At 73.1% G+C, this 17632-nt stretch carries 19 protein-coding genes; 11 read left to right on the top strand and 8 right to left on the bottom strand.

Translation table 11 applies throughout. The features are described 5' to 3' along the window. Positions 1-31 precede the first annotated feature (31 nt). From EPY72_RS04990 to EPY72_RS04950, 9 genes are all read left to right on the top strand, one after another. A complete protein-coding gene (locus EPY72_RS04990) occupies positions 32-655 on the top strand; it encodes an HAD family hydrolase (RefSeq protein ID WP_135805754.1) in 624 nt (207 codons plus the stop codon). Then, entirely contained in the window at positions 652-1587 is a 936-nt protein-coding gene (gene cbiB, locus EPY72_RS04985) for an adenosylcobinamide-phosphate synthase CbiB (RefSeq protein WP_134669690.1), read from the top strand. The genes EPY72_RS04990 and cbiB overlap by 4 nt, the downstream gene beginning before the upstream one ends. Continuing rightward, entirely contained in the window at positions 1578-2342 is a 765-nt protein-coding gene (gene cobS, locus EPY72_RS04980; RefSeq protein WP_244605526.1) for an adenosylcobinamide-GDP ribazoletransferase, read from the top strand. Before cbiB ends, cobS begins: the two co-directional genes overlap by 10 nt. Beyond that, on the top strand, positions 2342-2911 hold the full coding sequence (locus tag EPY72_RS04975) for an NTP transferase domain-containing protein (protein ID WP_210423500.1): 570 nt from the start codon (positions 2342-2344) through the stop codon (positions 2909-2911). Before cobS ends, EPY72_RS04975 begins: the two co-directional genes overlap by 1 nt. After that, entirely contained in the window at positions 2898-3908 is a 1011-nt protein-coding gene (cobD, locus tag EPY72_RS04970) for a threonine-phosphate decarboxylase CobD (protein WP_135805752.1), read from the top strand. Before EPY72_RS04975 ends, cobD begins: the two co-directional genes overlap by 14 nt. Beyond that, positions 3901-4626 carry an adenosylcobinamide amidohydrolase gene (locus tag EPY72_RS04965; protein WP_135805751.1) on the top strand — a complete coding sequence of 242 codons (726 nt, stop codon included), beginning with the start codon at positions 3901-3903 and terminating at the stop codon, positions 4624-4626. The genes cobD and EPY72_RS04965 overlap by 8 nt, the downstream gene beginning before the upstream one ends. Before the next feature lie 212 nt (positions 4627-4838). Then, positions 4839-6302 carry an aldehyde dehydrogenase family protein gene (locus EPY72_RS04960; protein WP_135805750.1) on the top strand — a complete coding sequence of 488 codons (1464 nt, stop codon included), beginning with the start codon at positions 4839-4841 and terminating at the stop codon, positions 6300-6302. 52 nt (positions 6303-6354) lie between these two features. Next, positions 6355-7128 carry a nucleotide-binding protein gene (locus EPY72_RS04955; protein WP_135805749.1) on the top strand — a complete coding sequence of 258 codons (774 nt, stop codon included), beginning with the start codon at positions 6355-6357 and terminating at the stop codon, positions 7126-7128. Further along, entirely contained in the window at positions 7125-7670 is a 546-nt protein-coding gene (locus EPY72_RS04950; protein WP_134669422.1) for a DUF8054 family protein, read from the top strand. The genes EPY72_RS04955 and EPY72_RS04950 overlap by 4 nt, the downstream gene beginning before the upstream one ends. On the opposite strand, the gene EPY72_RS04945 is transcribed toward EPY72_RS04950, so the two are convergent. Next, complete coding sequence (locus EPY72_RS04945) at positions 7671-8771, bottom strand: outer membrane protein assembly factor BamB family protein (RefSeq protein WP_135805748.1); 1101 nt, start codon at positions 8769-8771, stop codon at positions 7671-7673. A 128-nt stretch (positions 8772-8899) separates the two neighbouring features. Between EPY72_RS04945 and EPY72_RS04940 the strand changes: the two genes are divergently transcribed. Together EPY72_RS04940 and EPY72_RS04935 are read left to right on the top strand one after the other, a co-directional pair. Then, complete coding sequence (locus EPY72_RS04940) at positions 8900-9808, top strand: ABC transporter ATP-binding protein (RefSeq protein ID WP_134669419.1); 909 nt, start codon at positions 8900-8902, stop codon at positions 9806-9808. Further along, positions 9805-10593: an ABC transporter permease subunit gene (locus EPY72_RS04935; RefSeq protein ID WP_135805747.1), complete on the top strand. Its 789-nt coding sequence runs from the start codon at positions 9805-9807 to the stop codon at positions 10591-10593. Before EPY72_RS04940 ends, EPY72_RS04935 begins: the two co-directional genes overlap by 4 nt. A gap of 61 nt (positions 10594-10654) precedes the next feature. Here the strand turns inward: EPY72_RS04935 and EPY72_RS04930 are convergent, their stop codons facing one another. From EPY72_RS04930 to EPY72_RS04900, 7 genes are read right to left on the bottom strand one after another with little or no spacing between them, the layout of a single operon-like run. Next, a complete protein-coding gene (locus EPY72_RS04930) occupies positions 10655-11188 on the bottom strand; it encodes a DUF7261 family protein (RefSeq protein ID WP_134669415.1) in 534 nt (177 codons plus the stop codon). Then, positions 11185-11601: a DUF7262 family protein gene (locus tag EPY72_RS04925; RefSeq protein WP_135805746.1), complete on the bottom strand. Its 417-nt coding sequence runs from the start codon at positions 11599-11601 to the stop codon at positions 11185-11187. The genes EPY72_RS04930 and EPY72_RS04925 overlap by 4 nt, the downstream gene beginning before the upstream one ends. Beyond that, positions 11594-12271, bottom strand: coding sequence for a DUF7263 family protein (locus EPY72_RS04920; protein WP_135805745.1), 678 nt, complete (start codon positions 12269-12271; stop codon positions 11594-11596). Before EPY72_RS04920 ends, EPY72_RS04925 begins: the two co-directional genes overlap by 8 nt. Beyond that, complete coding sequence (locus tag EPY72_RS04915; protein ID WP_135805744.1) at positions 12268-12741, bottom strand: DUF7266 family protein; 474 nt, start codon at positions 12739-12741, stop codon at positions 12268-12270. Before EPY72_RS04915 ends, EPY72_RS04920 begins: the two co-directional genes overlap by 4 nt. Next, positions 12734-13480, bottom strand: a complete 747-nt coding sequence (locus tag EPY72_RS04910; RefSeq protein ID WP_135805743.1) for a DUF7289 family protein — start codon at positions 13478-13480, stop codon at positions 12734-12736. Before EPY72_RS04910 ends, EPY72_RS04915 begins: the two co-directional genes overlap by 8 nt. Then, on the bottom strand, positions 13477-15387 hold the full coding sequence (locus tag EPY72_RS04905) for a type II secretion system F family protein (protein ID WP_135805742.1): 1911 nt from the start codon (positions 15385-15387) through the stop codon (positions 13477-13479). The genes EPY72_RS04910 and EPY72_RS04905 overlap by 4 nt, the downstream gene beginning before the upstream one ends. Continuing rightward, positions 15384-17609 (bottom strand): type II/IV secretion system ATPase subunit, encoded by a 2226-nt coding sequence (locus EPY72_RS04900; protein ID WP_135805741.1) that lies wholly within the window; start codon positions 17607-17609, stop codon positions 15384-15386. Before EPY72_RS04900 ends, EPY72_RS04905 begins: the two co-directional genes overlap by 4 nt. Positions 17610-17632: the final 23 nt, after the last annotated feature.

Genomic DNA, 17632 nt, shown 5'->3' with positions numbered 1-17632 from the left:
ATTCAAGTCGGCTTGGACTAATCCCGGAGTAGTGGCAGTTTCGTTCGATCTGTTCGGGACGCTGGTCGAGGCCGACCGGCCGACCGATCCCGCGGCGGCGGTCGCGACCGAACTCCGCGAGCGGGGGGTCCGGGTCCCCGACGACTGGGACGCGGCCTATCGTGAGCGACACGTCGACGCGCCGGCCGGCGCGGAGGTGCCGCTGCCGGCCCACGTCAGTGGGGCCCTCGCCAGCCGCGGCGTCGACGCGCCCGGAAACGCCCCGCGCCGGGCGGTCGTCGCGGCGTTCGATCCCGACGTCGAGACGCGCGAGGGCGCCGTCGCCGCGGTCGCGGCCGCGAGCGATCGGGGGCCGGTCGGCGTGCTCTCGAACTGCGCGGTGCCCGAACTCGCCCGCCGGACCCTGATCCGGTCGGCGCTCGACCGCGAGGCCTTCGACGCGGTGGTCACCAGCGTCGCCTGCGGGTGGCGCAAGCCCGACCCGCGGGCGTTCGAGACCTGCGCCGACCGGCTCGGGGTCGGCGTCGAGGCGCTCGTCCACGTCGGCGACGACCCTCGGACCGACGCGGGCGTCGCGGACGCGGGAGGCGAGGCGGTCCTGCTCGACGACGTCGGCCTGACCGAGTTCCCGGCGTGGCTGGAGGGTCGGCGATGACCGCGGCGGCCGCCGGCGCGGTCGCGGTCGCGATCGTCCTCGACGCCGCACTCGCCGAACCGCCGACGCGGTTCCACCCGGTCGCGTGGTTCGGCTCGCTGGTCGCCTCCTTCGACCGCGAGTGGGTCCGCCCGCGGCTCGCCGGCGCGGTCGCGGCGGTCGCGCTCCCCCTGTTGGCGGCCGGCGTCGTCGCGCTCGCGGTCGCGCTCGCCCGCCGAGTGTTCCCGCTGGCGGGCGTCCTCGTCGCGGGGGTCGCGCTCTTTTCGACCACGAGCCTCCGGCGACTCGTCGCGAAGGCCGCCGAGGTCGCGGCGGCGACCGAGACCGACCTCCCGACCGCCCGCGAGCGCCTCCGGTGGCTGGCCGGCCGGGACGCGACCCACCTCTCGGCCGGCGAGGTCCGGAGCGCCGCCGTCGAGAGCGCGGCCGAGAACCTCACCGACGGACTGGTCGCGCCCCTGCTGGCGTTTGCCCTCCTCGCGCCCGCCTCCGTGGCGCTGGCGGCCGGCGCGGCCGCGTGGGTGAAGGCGGTCAACACCGTCGACTCGATGGTGGGCTACCCGCACAAGCCCCACGGCGGGGCCGGCGCCCGCCTCGACGACCTCGTCATGTGGGTCCCGGCCCGAGCCAGCGCCGGCCTGCTCGCTCTCGGGGCGCTCGCGGTCCGGGACGCCGACGCCGCTCGACCGCGACCGCTCGCGGCGCTCCGGGCGGCCCGCGAGTGGGCCGGCGTCCCCGCCTCGCCGAACTCGGGGTGGCCGATGGCGACGCTGGCGGCGCTTCTGGACGTCCGGCTCGAAAAGCCCGGCGCCTACGCGCTCAACCCCGGAGCCCCGCTCCCGACGCTCGCGGACGCTCGGGGCGGCGTCCGGATCGTCGGGGTCGCGGGACTGCTCTCGTTCCTGCTCGCGGGGGTGGTCGCGTGGCCCTGAACGAGGGGTCGCTCGCGGAGCGTCACCTGACCGCGCTCCGTGGCGCGCTCGGCTTTCTCACGCGCGCGCCGGTCGGCCACGACGAGCGGGCGTGGGACGCGTTCCGCGCGACGCCCGCCGCTTTCCCCGCGGTCGGCTGGATCGTCGGCGCGGTCGCGGCGGGACCCCTCCTCGTCGGGGTCCCCGCGCCGACTGCCGCGTTCGGCTACCTGCTCGCGCTCTACGCGATCACCGGGATCAACCACGCCGACGGGGTCGCCGACCTCGGGGACGCCGCGGTCGTCCACGGCGGCCCCGAGAAACGCCGGGCGGTGCTGAAAGACACCGAGGTCGGGGTCGGCGCGCTGTTGGCGCTCGGGGTCGTCCTCGTCGGGGTCGCGCTGGCGGGGCTGGCGCTCGCGCGTCGACCGCCGGCCGGGGCGTTCGGGGTCGTCGTCGCCGCGGAGGTCGGCGCCAAACTCGGGATGGCGTCGCTGGCGTGTCTCGGCCGGCCCGCCCACGAGGGGCTGGGCTCGGCGTTCGCCCGCCACCCGCCCGCCCGACTCGCCGGGCCCGCGGTCGTCGCCGCCCCCGTCGCGCTGTTGGGCGCGCCAGCGATCGCGGCCGTCCTCGGCGCGCTCGGGGCCGCGTTCGGCGTCCGGCGGTGGTTCGACGCGACTCTCGGCGGGATCAGCGGCGACGCGTTCGGCGCCGCCAACGAGCTCGGCCGGCTCGCCGGCCTCCACTTGGGGGTGATCGCGTGGACGCTCTCGTGATGTGTGGCGGGCGGGGCACCCGCCTCGACGCCGACGCCGAAAAGCCCCTGTTCGAGGTCGCCGGCGCGCCGATGGTCGACCGGGTCGCCGACGCGCTCGCGGCGAGCGGGCTCGAACGCGCCCACGCCGTCGTCTCGCCCCACGCCCCGGAGACCCGCGCGCACGTCTCGGCCCGCGAGGACCTCGCGGTCGTCGAGACGCCCGGCGAGGGGTACGTCGCCGACCTCCGGACCGCACTCGACCGGGTCGGGACGCCTGCGCTGACCGTCGCCGCCGACCTGCCGGTGCTCGACGGGGCGGCCGTCGACCGGGTCCGGGACGCCTTCGACGGGCGGTCGGTGACGGTCTGCGTGCCGGCGGTACTCAAGCGCCGACTGGGCGCGAGCGCCGACACCACCTTCGAGCGCGACGGGCGGGCGCTCGCGCCCGCCGGGATCAACGTCGTCGCCGACGCTTCCGAGGAGACCATCTACGAGACCTACGACGCGCGATTCGCGCTCAACGTGAACAGACGATCGGACGCCGACCTCGCCGAAACCCTGCTCGGGGGTGCGGATGGACCCCGATAGCGTCCGGGGGGTCGACCGCGTTCCCCACGGCGGGAGCGACGACCCCGACCTGCTCGACTTCTCGGCGAACACCAACCCCCGGACGCCCGACGGAGTCGATGCGGTCTACGACGGGGCGCTCGACGCGGCCCGATCCTACCCGAACGACGGCTATCCGGCCTTCCGAGACGCCGCCGCCGCCTTCGTCGGCTGTGACTCCGAATCGGTCGTCCCGACGCCCGGCGGCCTCGCGGCGCTCCGGCTCGCGTTCGCGACCACGCTGGGTCCGGGCGACGACGCGCTGGTCCCGTCCCCGAGCTTCGGGGAGTACGCCCGCGAGGTCCGCCTGCAGGGCGCGACGCCCGAGTTCGTCCCCCACGACGAGGTGCTCGACGCCGACCCCGACGACTACGCGCTCGCGGTCGTCTGCAACCCCAACAACCCGACCGGCGACGCGTACGACCCCGACGCGATCGAGGCGTTCGCGGCTCGCTGTCGCGACCGCGACACGCGTCTGGTCGTCGACGAGGCGTTCTTGGGGTTCACCGATCGACCCTCGCTGGCGGGCACCGAGGGCGTCATCGTCGCGCGCTCGCTCACCAAACTGTTCGGGCTCCCCGGGCTCCGGGCGGGGTTCGCGGTCGCGACCGGCGACCCCCGCGAGGCGCTCGGGACGGCCCGGCGGGCGTGGAACCTCGGCACGCCCGCCGCCCGGGTCGGCGCCTACTGTCTGGACCAGTCCCAGTTCGTCGCCGCGACCCGCGACCGGGTCGCGAGCGAGCGCGCCCGGCTGGCGGACGCGCTCGGCGAGCGCTTCGACGTCCACCCCTCCGAGGCCCCGTTCCTGTTGCTCGATACCGGCGCCCGTGATCCCGCCGACCTCGTCGCGGCCGCCCGCGACCGGGGCGTCGCGATCCGGGACGCCACCACCTTCCGGGGACTGAACTCGCACGTCCGGGTAGCGGTCCGCGCGCCCGCCGAGAACGACCGCCTGCTGGAGGTGCTCGCGAGTGTTTGAGACGGCGGTTCGGGACGGCGTCCTGCGACTCCGCCGCGAGGGCGCTCGCTGGCTCTCCTCGGGGTGGGCGGGCGGGCACTGCCGGGCCGACGCCGCGTACAACGTCTCGGTGCCCGAGGGGTTCGACCGGACCGACCTCGACGCCTATCTGGCCGAGCGCCGCGACCGGGTGGGCTTCGACGGGGCGGGGCCGGCCCTGCTCACCGGCGTCGACCTCCGCCACGCCCGGGGGGCGCGGTGTGGGCCGGTCGCGGCGGTCGCGACCGCGGGCCTCTCGAACCCGGCGGCGCTCCCGATCGACCCCGACCCCGACCCCGACCCCGACGGCGTCGAGCGGCCGAGCGACTCGCCCCGCCACGCGGGGACGGTCAACGTCGTCGTCGGCGCCGACCGATCGCTGGCCGACGGCGCGCTCGCGAACCTGCTCGCGGTCGCGGTCGAGGCCAAGACCGCGACCCTGCTCGCCGCCACGGGCTTTCCGGGCACGACCAGCGACGCCGCGATCGCGGCCTGCGACCCGGCTGGCGAGCCGGCGGCGTTCTCCGGGAGCGCGACCGAGGTCGGCGCGTGCGCCCGGGCCTGCGTCCGGGAAGCGGTCTCGGCGAGCCTCGACTCGCGGTACGCCGACGGCGACGGCGACTCAGCGCTCCCCGAGTCGGTCGCGGACGCAGACTACGGGGTCGTGACCGATCGGCGGGCGTCGGTGTTTACACCGTAACCGGCGATACGAAATCGACTGCGGGTGACGGACCGCGGAGGCGCGCCGTCGCGGTGAGCTCGGTCGATCCCGTGCGAAGTAACTAAATACGGTTTCGTAATACGGACTTTCCGGCGATATAGTAATCTATTGTAGTTTCCGACACCGGCTAGTTTTATACGCGCTCGCCGAGAGGGTTCTGACGAGCCGGACGAACACCGGTGACAGCACCCATGCCGACGACAGATACCGAGCGCGAGCGCCTCTTCATCGACGGCCAGCGCGTTCCAGCGACCGATGGCGAATGGCTAACGACCGAAGACCCGGCGACCGGCGAAGCGATAGCCAGCGTCCCGGAGGCGAACGCTCCCGACGTCGACCGTGCAGTCGAGGCGGCGGAGTCGGCGTTTCCCGATTGGCGAGACGTCTCGCCGTCGGAGCGCGGGCGTCTCCTCCGTGCGGTCGCCGCCGAGATCAGGGACTGCGCCCACGACCTCGCCGAACTCGAGAGTCGCGACCAGGGCAAGCCGCTGTCGCAGGCCCGTCGCGACATCGAGGGCGCGGCTCGCTACTTCGAATACTACGCCGGCGCGGCCGACAAATTAGAGGGGACGACCGTCCCGGTCGAGTCCGATCGTCTCGATTACACCGTCCGGGAACCGTACGGCGTGAGCGCTCAGATCATCCCGTGGAACTTCCCCGCGAACATCTTCGCGCGCGGCGTCGCGCCCGCGCTCGCCGCCGGTAACGCGACGGTCGTGAAGCCATCGCCCACGACGCCGCTTTCGGCCCTCCGGCTTGCCGAACTCTGTCAGGACGCGGGTCTCCCCGACGGGGTCGTCAACGTCGTCACCGGCGGCGCCGAGCCGGGCGCAGCCCTGACCGGCCACGAGGACGTCGACGCGATCACGTTCACCGGGAGCGTCCCCACCGGTCAGCGCGTGATGGAAGCGGCCGCAGAGACGATAACGCCGGTCACGCTCGAACTCGGAGGGAAGAACCCGGCCGTCGTCTTCCCCGACGCCGATCTCGACGAGGCGGTCTCGTGGATCGCGACCGGAATCTTCACTAACGCCGGACAGGTCTGCTCGGCCGCAGATCGGGCCCTGGTCCACGAAGACGTTTACGAGGAGTTCGTCGATCGCATCGTCGCCGTCGCGAACGCGTACGAACTCGACGCCGGACTCGACGACCCAGACATGGGTCCGCTCAACCACGCCGCACACCGCGAGAAGGTCGAGCAGTACATCCGGGTGGGACGCGAAGAGGGCGCGACGGTCGCGGCCGGCGGTGGGTCGCTCGACCGCGACGGCCACTTCGTCGAACCGACGGTGTTCACCGACGTTTCCCCCGAGATGCGGATCGCCCGCGAGGAGATCTTCGGTCCCGTACTCACCGTCGTTCCGTTTTCGGACGTCGACGAGGCGATCGCCGTCGCGAACGACGTCGAGTTCGGCCTCGCGGGCGGTGTCTTCACCCGCGACGTGAAACGCGCTCACGCCGTCGCGGGCCGCATCGACGCCGGAACCGTCTACGTCAACGAGTGGTTCGGCGACCGGACGGCGACCCCGTTCGGAGGCTACAAGCGGAGCGGAATCGGCCGCGAGAAGGGACTCGAAGCGCTCGACTCGTACCTCCAGACCAAGAACGTCGCGCTCTCGCTCGACGAGGGCCACCCCGACGTGCCCGGATTATAATTTCTCGCCTCGAAGGTTAGATTTTTACCGCGTCGAGCGCAATCACGGCCCAATGGTCGAGGCGTTCGCGGTGGCGAGCGGGAAGGGCGGCACCGGCAAGACCACCACGACGGTCGCGCTCGGGATGGCGTTGGCCGAGGAGTACGACGTGACCGTGGTGGACGCCGACACCGGGATGGCGAACCTCCTCTTTCACACCGGCCTGACCGACGCCGACGCGACCCTCCACGACCTGCTGATCGCGGGGTCGGCCAGATCGGTCGAGGACGCCGTCTACGAGCGGTTCGGCATGCGAGTCGTGCCCTGCGGGACCAGCCTCGAGGCCTTCGAGGCGGCCGACCCCGACCGGCTCCGAGCCGTGGTCGCGGAATTGGCGGCCGACGCCGACGTGATCCTGCTGGACTCGCCGGCGGCGCTCGGCTCGAAGAGCGCGGTCCTCCCGGTCGTGCTGGCCGATCGGGTCGCGGTGGTGGTCGAGCCGACGATCCCGGCGCTCAGCGACGGCCTCAAGGTCCAGGAGTACGCCGCCTCCTACGGCACCGACACCGCGGGCGTCGTGTTCAACAAGGTCCGAGACCCCGAGGCCGCCTCGGACGTCGCCGAGAAGGCAGAGCGGTACTTCGACGGGCCGACGCTGGCGACGGTCCCCGACAGCGACGCCGCCCGGGCGGCCCGGCGGGCGGGCGCTCCCCTGCTCGCTCACGCCCCCGACAGCGACGCCGCCCGAGCGTATCAGGCGGCGGCGGGGACGCTCGACGTGCGGGCCGGCGAATCGGACGCGGTGGCCGACCGCTTCCGGAGCGCGGTCGCGCCGGACTCGCCATGAGCCTCCCGTCGGGTACCCTCGTGCTGTCGCGAGTCGTCGGCGACCCCGGGGACGCGCTCGCGACCGCCCTCGACCGCGGGCTCACGGGCTATGCCGTCCTCGAACCCCAGGACGCGCTCCTGCTCGACGGGACGGGCGAGGGCCGACTCACCTTCGAAGACGGCGTGCCGGTCGCGGCGGGCCACACCGGGACGGGTCGGCGCGGCGCCGACGCACTCGCGGACCTCGCGGTGCCCGGACCCTACAGGGTCGAACTCCGGTCTGTCTCGGCGGGGGCGCTCGAAGCGTACCACCGCGAGGCCGACCGCCGAGTGGCGGCCGACGCGCCGGCGGACCTGCTGGCGGGCGACGCCGCCCTCGCCGACCGGACGCGGGCGGCCGCCCCCACGAGCCGTCGCGACGAAACCGCCGACGCGGGGTCGATGGACGCGGTCGAGGCGTTTCTCGACGACGAGGAGAAGATCGACGCGATCCGCGAGCGCGCACGCGAGGAGGCTCGCGAGCGCGCCGAGCAGTGGGGGTTCGACGAGACGCTGGAGTGATCAGGGCGCGAGCGCCCACAGCGTCCCGTCGGTGGTCTGGGCGTACGCTCGCTCGCCGTCGGTCGCCAGCAGGGCGCTCGCCGACAGCTCGGTCCGCCACGCTTCGGTGAACGTCTCGGCGTCGAAACAGGCGACGGTGTCCTCGGCCGTCCGGACGACGAACCAGTCGCCGCCGGTCGCGGTCCCGCGGACCGGCGCGTCGAACCGCGTCTCGCGGCGCTCGACCCCGGTTTCGGGGTCGAGCTCGTACAGCGTCCCGAACGATCCGCCGACGCCGGCGGTCCCGGTCGCGACCAGCATCGACCGATCGGTCGGACGGATCCCGGCCACGCCGGCGCTCTGACCGAAGGTGTGCGTCCACCGGACGTCGCCGCTCGTCGCGTCGAGTGCGGCGAGCCCGTCGCCGTTGTCCCCGCCGACGTACGCCGTCCCGTCGCCGAGAGCCGGGCCGGCGTTCGTCGAGAAGTCGGTGTCGGCGCGCCACTCGACGCTCCCGTCGGCCGGCGCGAGCGCGACGATGCCGCCGTTCCCGCCGTAGACGACCCGCCGTCCGTCGGCCGCGAGCTGCTCGCCCGGCGCGACCACGATCGTGAAGGTCGCGCCGTCCCGGTCGTCGAACTGCCAGCGCACGCTCCCGTCTGCGGGGTCGATCGCCGCGAGCCCGCCGTTCGCGGCGTAGAGCGCCCCGTCGGCGGCGGCCATCGCGGACGCGAGATTCCGAACCGATCCGTTCCAGCGCCGCTCGCCCGATCTCGCGTCGAACGCGAGGACGCGGGCGGTGTCGCCGCCGGCCTTGACGCCGACGTAGACGACGCCCCCGGCGGCCTCGACGCCGGTGACGCGGCCCACCTCCTTCGACCAGCGCCGCTCGCCCGACGCGGCGTCGAAGGCGTCGACGCGACCGTCCTCCAGGTCCCCGTCCGGACCGGCGGCCGCGACGACGCTCCCCGTGAGCACCGGCGGCGAGAGGGGGCTCGCGCCGCCGACCGATGCGCTCCAGACGGTTCCCTCGGGCGGATCGTCGAGGAGTCCGGTACAGCCGGCGAGGCCGCTGACGGCGGCGGCGCTACACGTCGCGAGGAATTGGCGTCGGGAGGGCATTATCGGGACGTGGGACGGTCGGGACAATAGTCTTCCCCCGCGTTAATGGCCGTCTCCCGCGGCTCGCCGGGCGAGAACGACAGCACGATGACAAGATCTATCCGGGCGCCCTCTGTAGGTCACGACGCATGACCGCCATCGAATTGGACTCCCTCCGCAAGCGGTTCGGCGACGTGGTCGCCCTCCGCGGGCTCGACCTCGCCGTCGAGTCCGGGGAAGTGTTCGGCTTCCTCGGGCCGAACGGCGCGGGCAAGTCCACCACCATCGACGTCCTGCTCGACTTCCTCCGTCCGACGGCCGGCAACGCCAGCGTCTTCGGTCTCGACGCCCAAACGGAGACCAAACGGATCAGGCGCCGCATCGGCGTCCTCCCAGACGGCTACCACCTCGACGGCCACCTGACCGCGCGCCACCACCTCGAATTCGCCGTCGACTCGAAGGGCGCCGACGACGACCCCGCGGCGCTGCTCGATCGAGTCGGCCTCGACGGCGTGCTCGACCGCCGGGTCGGCGGCTTCTCGAAGGGGATGGCCCAGCGGCTCCTGCTGGCGATGGCGCTGGTCGGCGACCCCGACCTGCTGATCCTCGACGAGCCCTCGACCGGCCTCGACCCCAACGGCGCGCGCCGGATGCGCGAGATCGTCCGGACCGAAGCCGACCGGGGCGCGACCGTCTTCTTCTCGAGTCACATCCTCGGGCAGGTCGAGGCGGTCTGTGACCGCGTCGGCATCCTCGCCGACGGCGAACTGGTCGCGGTCGACACCATCGACGGGCTCCAGGACGCCGTCGGCTCGGAGGCGACCATGACCGTGACTCTCGACCGCTCGCCCGACGGCGCGCTCGACGCCGTCGGCGACCTCGACGGCGTCTCGAACGTCGCCGCCGACGGCGCGACCGTGTCGCTGTCGTGTCCCGACCGACGGAAGATGGACGCCCTCGATGCGCTCCGGGCCGACGGCGCGACCGTCCTCGACATCGAGACCAGCGACGCGTCGCTCGACGACCTGTTCGCCGCCTACACCGGAGGGCGCGAATGAGCTGGACGGTCGTCGCCGAGCGAAACGCGCTCGACCCCTACCGGTCGCGGTCGCTGTGGGTGTACCTCGCGGTGTTCGTCGTCCTCTTCGGGCTGGCGGGCTACGTCGTCGCGCCGGGCGGCCAGCCACTCGCCGCGGCGCTGGTCGGCATCGTCGCGTTCTTCGTGCCGCTGGTCTCGCTGGTGGTCGGCTACCAGTCGGTGGCTCAAAGCCGCCAGAACGGCGGGCTCCGGGTCGTGCTGTCGTACCCGCATACGCGCCGCGAGGTGGTCGTCGGGACCGCCGTCGGGCGAGCGATCGTGATGGCGGGGCTCGTGACCGCCGGCTTCCTCGCGGCGGCGCTCGTCGCCGCTCTCCGGACGGGGGTCCCGGAACTCGGATCGCTCGCGGTCGTCTGGGCGCTCGGCGTCCTGCTCGCGGTCTCGATCGTCGGGCTCGCGGTCGGCATCTCGGCGGCCGTCCGCACTACCAATCGGGCCGCCGTGCTCGGGTTCGGGACCTACCTGCTGTTTTTAGGGCTGTGGAGCCAGCTCCCGGGTATCGTCCGGTACGTGCTCAACGGCTTCTCGCCGCCCCGCGGCCCGATCCCCGAATGGGTCGCGGTGTTCGGCCAGCTGAACCCCACGAACGCCTTCCAGACGGCGGTCCGGGGACTCGTGTCGGGCGGACCGGCGCCCACCGAAGCGTTCTACGCGACAGCGTGGTTCGGCGTTCTCGTGCTCGTCGCGTGGCTCTGTCTCCCGCTCGTCGTCGGAATCCTCCGGTTCGACCGGAGCGACCTGTGAGCGTCTCTCGCATCGCTCCCCGGTCTGCGGTTCGTCGCGCCACCGTGAGCGGCTCTCGAGGTCAGCCGACGCTCTGGACGACGGTCGTCAGCGACCACTCCGCGCCGTCGGTCGTTATCCGCACGTCGAACGCCGCGGCGAGGACGTGGGTCTCGCCCGCCCGCTCCTGAACGACGACGCCGTCGATCGCCTCGCAGTCGCCGAACTGCCGGTCGGGTCCGCCGGGGCAGTTCGCGCGGCGCCACGCGTCGGCCGCCGACTCGTTGTACGCGACCTGATAGACGGTCCCCGACTCGACCCGCGAGGACCGGAGCGCGTCGAGTCGGGGCGCCACCGACGACCGCATCGTGGCCACCGCGTCGTCGCGCTCGTCCCACGCCGCGCCGGTCGTTCCGGCCGCGGCGTCGTGGACCGCCCGGGTCAGGAGCCGGTCGGCGTTCTCGGCGGGCGCGTCGTACCCCTCGCTCGCGGTCACGTCGGCGTGGTAGCCCAACTGGACGTACGCCATCACCACCGGCGCGAGCGCGACGGCGACCACCGCCGCCGAGACGAGGACGAGTTGGGCGCGCTCGCCCGGCGCTACCGGTCGGCTCACGCGTACCACACCCTGATTCTCACGTCGCCGCCGCCGGTCGTCACGGTCGCCGACCCGACCGCGATCCCGGCTGGCTTGCGGAAGCCGACCGATCCGTATGGGGTAGTCACCCGGAAGAGGAGGTTGTCGGGGAGAATTCGGGCGACCCGGCGTTCGAGGGCGGCGCGCTCGCGGTCGAACGCCGCCCGCGTCCGGACTACCTCCGCGAGTCTGGTCGCGCCCCGATGGCGGGGCGGTTCTCCCGCGAGGACGGTCGCGGCGTCGGCGGCGTACGCGTCGAGTTGCGCGCGCCGATCGTCGGGCGGCGGACCGCCGAGTGCGAACCCCATCGCGACCGCGAGGATCAGGATCGCGCCGACCCCGGCCTCGACGACCGACAGCGAGAGCTGTCCGCGTCGCCCTCGGTCACCCATCGACGGTCACCGCCAGGAGTTCTTTGCGCGTCTCGGCCGGCGCGTAGGTCACTTCGAGACTCTCGGTCGGCAGCGGACCGTCGGTCTCGAACGAGAGGGTCGTGGTCTCGAACGCCGACAGCCGAACGTCGAACCGCCCCGCAAGCCCCGACCCGTTCCGGAGGACGACCCGGTCGTTCGCCCGGACGGTCTCGACGGTCGTCCCTGCCGGCGGCGAGAGCTCGATGGTGGCGTTCGGCGAGCGCCGCGGGAGGGTCACCGTCGGTTCGGCCGCCGAGAGGTCGGGGTGGAGCGTCGCCGCTTCGCGCTCCTCGACCAGCACTACACGCTGGATCGTCGTCCCGCCGGCGGGGTCGCCCGCGATCGCCACGGTTCGGTCGCCGATCCGGAGCCGAACGTCCCGACCGTCGGCGACCGGGAACAGCGTCCGGAGCCGACTCCCGTTCAGCGCGCCGAGTTCGTCGGCGTCGAGGACGTTGGCACGGGCGGTCACCCGCGTCTCGGCGCCGACCAACCGCTCGGAGAGCGCGACCGCGACCCGCCGCTCGCCCGGGTCGCGGTCGGCGGCGACGAACGCCCGGTCGGCCATCCCGAATCCGAGGATCGAGACCGTCGTCACGACGAGCAGGGCCACCGCCAGCGCCGGGAGGTTCATCTGGGCGCGACTCATTCGGCCGCCCCCGATTCGAGCGCGACGGTCAGTCCGTCGGCGTCGCCCCGGACCGCGACGACCGCCGGCTCGCCGCTCGACCAGTTGCCGGTCACCGACTCGACGGCCGCCGGGAGCGCGAGCCGCGCCCGGCCGCCGACCCCGTCGCGCGGGTGGTCGAGGACGAGCGTCCGGTTCTGGGCCCGGATCGAGTACCCCCGCCCGCGGATCGTCGCGGGCAGTGCCACCCGCACCCGTGTCTCGACGGCCCGCGCCGTCGGGGGAACCGCCTGCTGGACGCGCTGGGTCGACTGGGAGAGGACCCGATCGCCGACCTCCGCGCCCGCGGCGGTCCGGTACTCGGGCACCAGCCCGCCGTACAGCGTCGCCCCGAGCAACGAGACGTAGAGGACGACGATGCTCGCTTCGAGGGCCTTCCCGACGACCGGCGAGACGCCCCTGTCCCGGCGGTCGGGTCGCGGGTTACGCACCGCGGACCTCCAGTCGCATGTCGTGGACCACGAGGTACGCGACGCGCTCGCCGGGGAATCGGGCGACCACGCTCGGCTCGTCGTCGCCCGCGAACCGCCGCGTGGTCACCGTCGCGTTCCGCTCGCGGAAGTGGCGGGTCCACGCCGCCGGCGTCGCGGTCTCGATCGCCACTCGGTAGGAGCCGGTTCCGAGGTCGGTCCGCGCGTGGCTCACGTCGGTGCGGAGGAGCGCCGATCCGCCGCCGGTCGCCGCGATCGACCCCGAGCCGTTCAGCGCCGGCGCGCCGACGACGAGCACACCTTCGGGGCCCCTGTCTCCGCGGGACGCCGTCACGGGCGGCGGCGTCCGGAGGCGGGCGTTCGCGCCGGTCCCGCGGACGACGGCGCCGGCGAGGGCGGCGACCCGCCGGTCGCCCGCGGTGAACACGAGCGCGTCGACGCCGACGGTGCGAACGACCCCCGACTCGTTCAACACCCGGAGGTTCCGGTCGACGGTCTCCAGTCGCCCCTCGGTGAACGACACCCGCCCGCGGCGGACGCCGGTCGCCTCGACGGGCGCGAGCGCGGCGTCGAGGTCGGTCGCCACCCGGGTCGCGTCGGCGGTGGCGGCGTTCTCCTCGACGACCGTGCCGACGCTCGCGGTCAGCGTCCCGAGCGAGACGACGACCACTCCGAGCAGGACCGCGACGCCGACGACGCTCGACTGGGCGCGGACGCGCGAGTTCGGGCGCCGACTCATACCATTCCCACCCCCGCGAACACGAAGTACGCGACCCCGACCAGCGCGCCCGAGTGCAACAGCGCCTCGTACGGACCCCTGCTCGCGTAGCCCGCGAACCACCCGCAGGCGAGCATCGTGGCCTGCGTGACGACGTAGAACCGGTGTCTGTCGCGGGCGGGCTCGACCGCGTCGGGATCGAGCGCCATCCCTGCGTCGGTGGTCGAGAGCGACGACAACTGAGCGAAACTGTCGAGCACGTAGACGTCGACCGCGACCATGATCAGCACGACCAGCATGCCGGTGGTCCACCCGACCGCGACGTAGACGAGCATGTTCGCGCGAAGCGCCTTGCGCTCGTGGTAGAGCCGTCCGATCTCGACCTGCAGGGTCTCGAAGACGGCCTCGGCGTCGCCGCCGGCGTCGAGCGCGCCCGTCACGAGGCCGATGCTCTGGTCGGCCAGCGGCGTCCCGACCCGGTCGACGAACCGCGCGAGCGACGCCGACTGGAGGTTCTGCTCGCGGGTCGTCAGGTTCGCGTTGAACGCCAGATCGGCGACGTCGGGGTCGAGCGCACCCAGATCGACGTCGCTGGCGACCCGTTCGACCGCCGCCGAGAACGGCCGGCCGAGGCTGACGTGGCCCGAGACCGCGTGGACGAAGTCCTTGATCTCGCGGTCTTTCGCGTCGTCGAGGCCGGCTCGGCGGAGCGCGACGAGCCCGACCGGCACCGCGAACGCGACGTAGCCCAACAGTGCCACGTCGACCGGCTTGGCCCCGGTGGCGTGGAGGATCGCGACGACGCCGGCCGCGAACGGCGCGGCCGCGACGACCGCGCTGGCCGGGTTCCGGAGCGCGCTCGCGGCGGTCGCAAGCGCGCCCGCGGGTCGGTCGTAGCTCCGGCCCGACTGGTCCGGGGGCCGGAGCCGCGCGACCATCGCGGCCGCGCCGCCCCCGACGACGAGGATGAACGCGCCGCTCCCGTACACCAGCACCGCGCGGGTCGAGGTCGTCCCGAACGGGGTCGCAACGGGTTCGCTCAGCCCCGGCGCGAGCACGCTCATCACGGTCAGGACGATGACCAACAGTGCGGGCATCACCAGCAGGACGATGAACATCTCCGCGACGAGTTCGAGGAAGTCGCCCGCCTGCTCGCGAGTCTTCGACTGGCGGTGGCTCAGCATGCGGCTCTCCATCTGGAGGTACTGGGCCAACGCGTCGGGGCCCTGTTCGGCGTGCTCGCGGAACTTCACGAGGAACGGCGCCAGCGCGTCCCGCGAGGGGGTGTCCCGGGCGACGACGCCTAGCCCCTCCCCGAGGCTCCCGCTCAGGGCCGCTTTGTTCAGCGCCTTCCGGAACGCGACCGCGGTCTCGCCGTACGCGGCCTCGCGGTCGGCGACTTTCCGGAGCATCGCCGCGCCGTCGTCGCTTCCCGACGACAGCGCGTGGAGATACCGGACCGCGCCGGGGAGCGTCCGGTCGATGTTCGACCGGCGGGCGTCGGCGGCCCACTTGAGGTAGCGTCCCCCGAGCGCGACGACCGCGCGCTTGGCCGCCAGCCCCGCGGCGGCGCCGACGAGGAGCGCCGTAGTCGTCCCCGAGACCGACGGGCCGGAGACGGCGTCGAGGCCGGGTACGCCCCGCCGGACGAACGACGCGACCGCCCCGACGCTCGCGTCGGGCAGAGCCACGACCGCCCCGAACGCCCACACCCCGGCCAGCCCGAACGCGAGCCACGAGAGGCCGTACGTCCGCGCGAGGTAGACGTCGAAGCTCGCGGTCACGCCGGTCGCCCGGTAGCGCTTGCGGTCGGCGTCGTGGCGGGCCGAATCGGCGTGCCGGGAGAACAACGCGTAGAGCGCCCGATCGAGGACCGAGAGCGACCGCGACCCGCGGTCGTCGACGGCGCTCGTCTCGGCGACGCTCACGGCGCCCCCCGGTTGGCGCGCTCGACGGTCGCGGCCTCGTTGGTCTGGAGGTCCGAGAGGAACCCGAACAGCGCCTCGAAGTCGTCCATTCCCTCCCGCTGGAGGTACTGGACGTACCGGTGTTTCCGGTGAAACTCCGCCTCGACGTCCTCGACGGTGCGGTCGCCGCGGGCCGCGAGACGGTGGAAAAACCGGTGGCGCCGGTCGCGCTCGTCGTCGCCGAGCTGGGGGTGGTCGTACGCGAACCGGTATCGCCCGTCGGTGTCCCGGTACGCGACCGTGTTCCAGTAGACGGTGGCGTCGTCCTTGTGGACCGCGCCGCACCGCGACCGGTCGGCGTCAAGTGCCTCGAACGCCGACTCAGAGAGGAGTTCGACGACCTCGCCGACGTATCGCTCGCCGTCGACGCGCCGAGGGAACACGACCAGATCGAGCTCCCGGAGGAGGTAGGGCGGCAGGCCCTGCTCGACCACCCGATTGACGAGCTTCTCGACGTCCTCGGCGTGGGTTGTGCCGATGATGCCGTGGCCGGTGTTGAGGCTCTCGGCGAACGTCCGGAAGCTCGCTGGCGTGTTGATCTCCGCGATCACCTCCACGTCCGGATTCAGGTAGTTGCACTCGGTCATCAGATCCGCCATCGTCACGCGCTTGTAGTCGCTCTCGTGGTCGCGCGTGGTGAGCGAGACGCTCGTCTCGTGGGGGAGCCGGACTTCCCGGGAGCCCTCGTCGATCGAGATCGGGCGGTCGCGGTAGGGCACGAACGGCATGTGGGCGTTCATCAGCGTCGTCTTGCCGGCCCCGGTCGGCCCCGAGAAGAGGACGACGCCGTGGTGCTCGTAGGCCTGCCACAGCAGGGTCACGATCTCCGTCGAGAGGCTCTCGGATTCGAGCAGGTCGACGGGCGTCATCGCCTCGGGCGCCTGCTTGCGGATCGAGATGTGTGGGCCGTCCTCGCTGATGACTCCGAGCGCGACCGCACACCGGATGGTCGTCCCGTCGGGGACGCCCTCCGGCTGGAGGTTCACCTTCGCGCTCGGGTTCGAGGCGTTGAGCTCGGTGCCGTCGGCGGCGGCCATCTGGGTGACGACGTTGACGAACGCCGACTCGTCGTCGAACGAGAGGTTGGTCGGGATGCGCTCGCCGTGGCCGATCTCGCGGCCCCGCGGGACGACCTTGATGCGTTCGCCCACGCGGTTGGCCTCGATGTCTTCGAGCAGGTCGTCCCGGATCGGGATCGTGAGCTTGCCGTGGCCAACGAAGTCCCGCATCACGTAGTAGACGAGGTCCGAGAGCCGATCGGTCGAAAAGCGGTGGTTCACCGGCGGCACCGCCAGATCGTACTCCGCGAGGGCGGCCCGCGTGCGGTAGGCCGCGGCGTCGAGCCACGCTCGGGTGTTGCGGGCGGTGAGCCGCCGCGAGAGGAAGGTCCGGGCGCGCTCGCGCACGAACGCCGCCCGGTCTTCGACCACGCCGTCGACGTTGGTCTCCCAGATGCGGTCTTTGCACTCGCGTATCAGTTCCTCGTCGCCGGGCAGGAGATCGGGCTCTTGGACCGCGTACTTCGTGGTGAAGGCGTCGTTCGCCAGCAGGTGTTCGCGGTAGATCACGACCGGCACCCGGAAGTTCCGGAACCCCACCGCGTGGGTCTCGACGCGCTCGCTGGCGAACCGGCTCAGGAAGTCGGCGTCGGCGGGCAGGGCGGTGTCGGCGGGCGCGTAGTCGTCGGTGTGGACCACGAGGCGGTCGCCGGCGGTGTCGGCGACCTCGATGCCGGAATCGAGCGCGAGCGGAGTGAGCTCGCCCAGACACCGCAGGTCTCGGAGCGCTCGGTACTCGACCCGCCGGCGGGCCTCGGGCGGCAGATCTGTGAGCCGGTCGACGATCCGGCGGTACTTCGGGTCGAGGCCCGCGTCCATCCGCTCGGTCGCGCCCTCCCGGGTCACCGGCCGCCGGAGGTTCGCGTCCGAGAAGTGCTCCTCGACCCGGGAGAGGGCGTCGGCGCCGGCCGGCGAGAGGCTCGGCTCTCGCACGCGGTAGTCGAAGCCCTCGCCGGCCTCGCGGATGGTGGCGATCACGTCGGGGTGGAGCTCGTACTGGTCGCGGACGGTCGGCGCGTACCACGCGTCGGGGTCGTCCGGCGGCTTCGGCGCCGGAACCGTCGGCGGTTCGGGGCTGCCGGGAGCCGATCCCGGCGCTTCCGGAGACGGCGATAGCCCTGCCATAGGATAATTCTGATACTTATACA

Origin of the sequence: Halorussus marinus (assembly GCF_004765795.1) — an archaeon.
GTDB lineage: Archaea > Halobacteriota > Halobacteria > Halobacteriales > Haladaptataceae > Halorussus > Halorussus marinus.
This window is presented reverse-complemented; position numbering and strand designations above follow the sequence as displayed.

Bases quoted from the DNA above. Each gene is read 5' to 3' on its own strand.
- cbiB (WP_134669690.1), top strand. From the start codon at position 652: ATGACCGCGGCGGCCGCCGGCGCGGTCGCGGTCGCGATCGTCCTCGAC.
- EPY72_RS04975 (WP_210423500.1), top strand. From the start codon at position 2,342: ATGTGTGGCGGGCGGGGCACCCGCCTCGACGCCGACGCCGAAAAGCCC.
- cobD (WP_135805752.1), top strand. From the start codon at position 2,898: ATGGACCCCGATAGCGTCCGGGGGGTCGACCGCGTTCCCCACGGCGGG.
- EPY72_RS04960 (WP_135805750.1), top strand. From the start codon at position 4,839: ATGCCGACGACAGATACCGAGCGCGAGCGCCTCTTCATCGACGGCCAG.
- EPY72_RS04955 (WP_135805749.1), top strand. From the start codon at position 6,355: ATGGTCGAGGCGTTCGCGGTGGCGAGCGGGAAGGGCGGCACCGGCAAG.
- EPY72_RS04950 (WP_134669422.1), top strand. From the start codon at position 7,125: ATGAGCCTCCCGTCGGGTACCCTCGTGCTGTCGCGAGTCGTCGGCGAC.
- EPY72_RS04945 (WP_135805748.1), bottom strand. From the start codon at position 8,771: ATGCCCTCCCGACGCCAATTCCTCGCGACGTGTAGCGCCGCCGCCGTC.
- EPY72_RS04940 (WP_134669419.1), top strand. From the start codon at position 8,900: ATGACCGCCATCGAATTGGACTCCCTCCGCAAGCGGTTCGGCGACGTG.
- EPY72_RS04935 (WP_135805747.1), top strand. From the start codon at position 9,805: ATGAGCTGGACGGTCGTCGCCGAGCGAAACGCGCTCGACCCCTACCGG.
- EPY72_RS04925 (WP_135805746.1), bottom strand. From the start codon at position 11,601: ATGGGTGACCGAGGGCGACGCGGACAGCTCTCGCTGTCGGTCGTCGAG.
- EPY72_RS04920 (WP_135805745.1), bottom strand. From the start codon at position 12,271: ATGAGTCGCGCCCAGATGAACCTCCCGGCGCTGGCGGTGGCCCTGCTC.
- EPY72_RS04910 (WP_135805743.1), bottom strand. From the start codon at position 13,480: ATGAGTCGGCGCCCGAACTCGCGCGTCCGCGCCCAGTCGAGCGTCGTC.
- EPY72_RS04900 (WP_135805741.1), bottom strand. From the start codon at position 17,609: ATGGCAGGGCTATCGCCGTCTCCGGAAGCGCCGGGATCGGCTCCCGGC.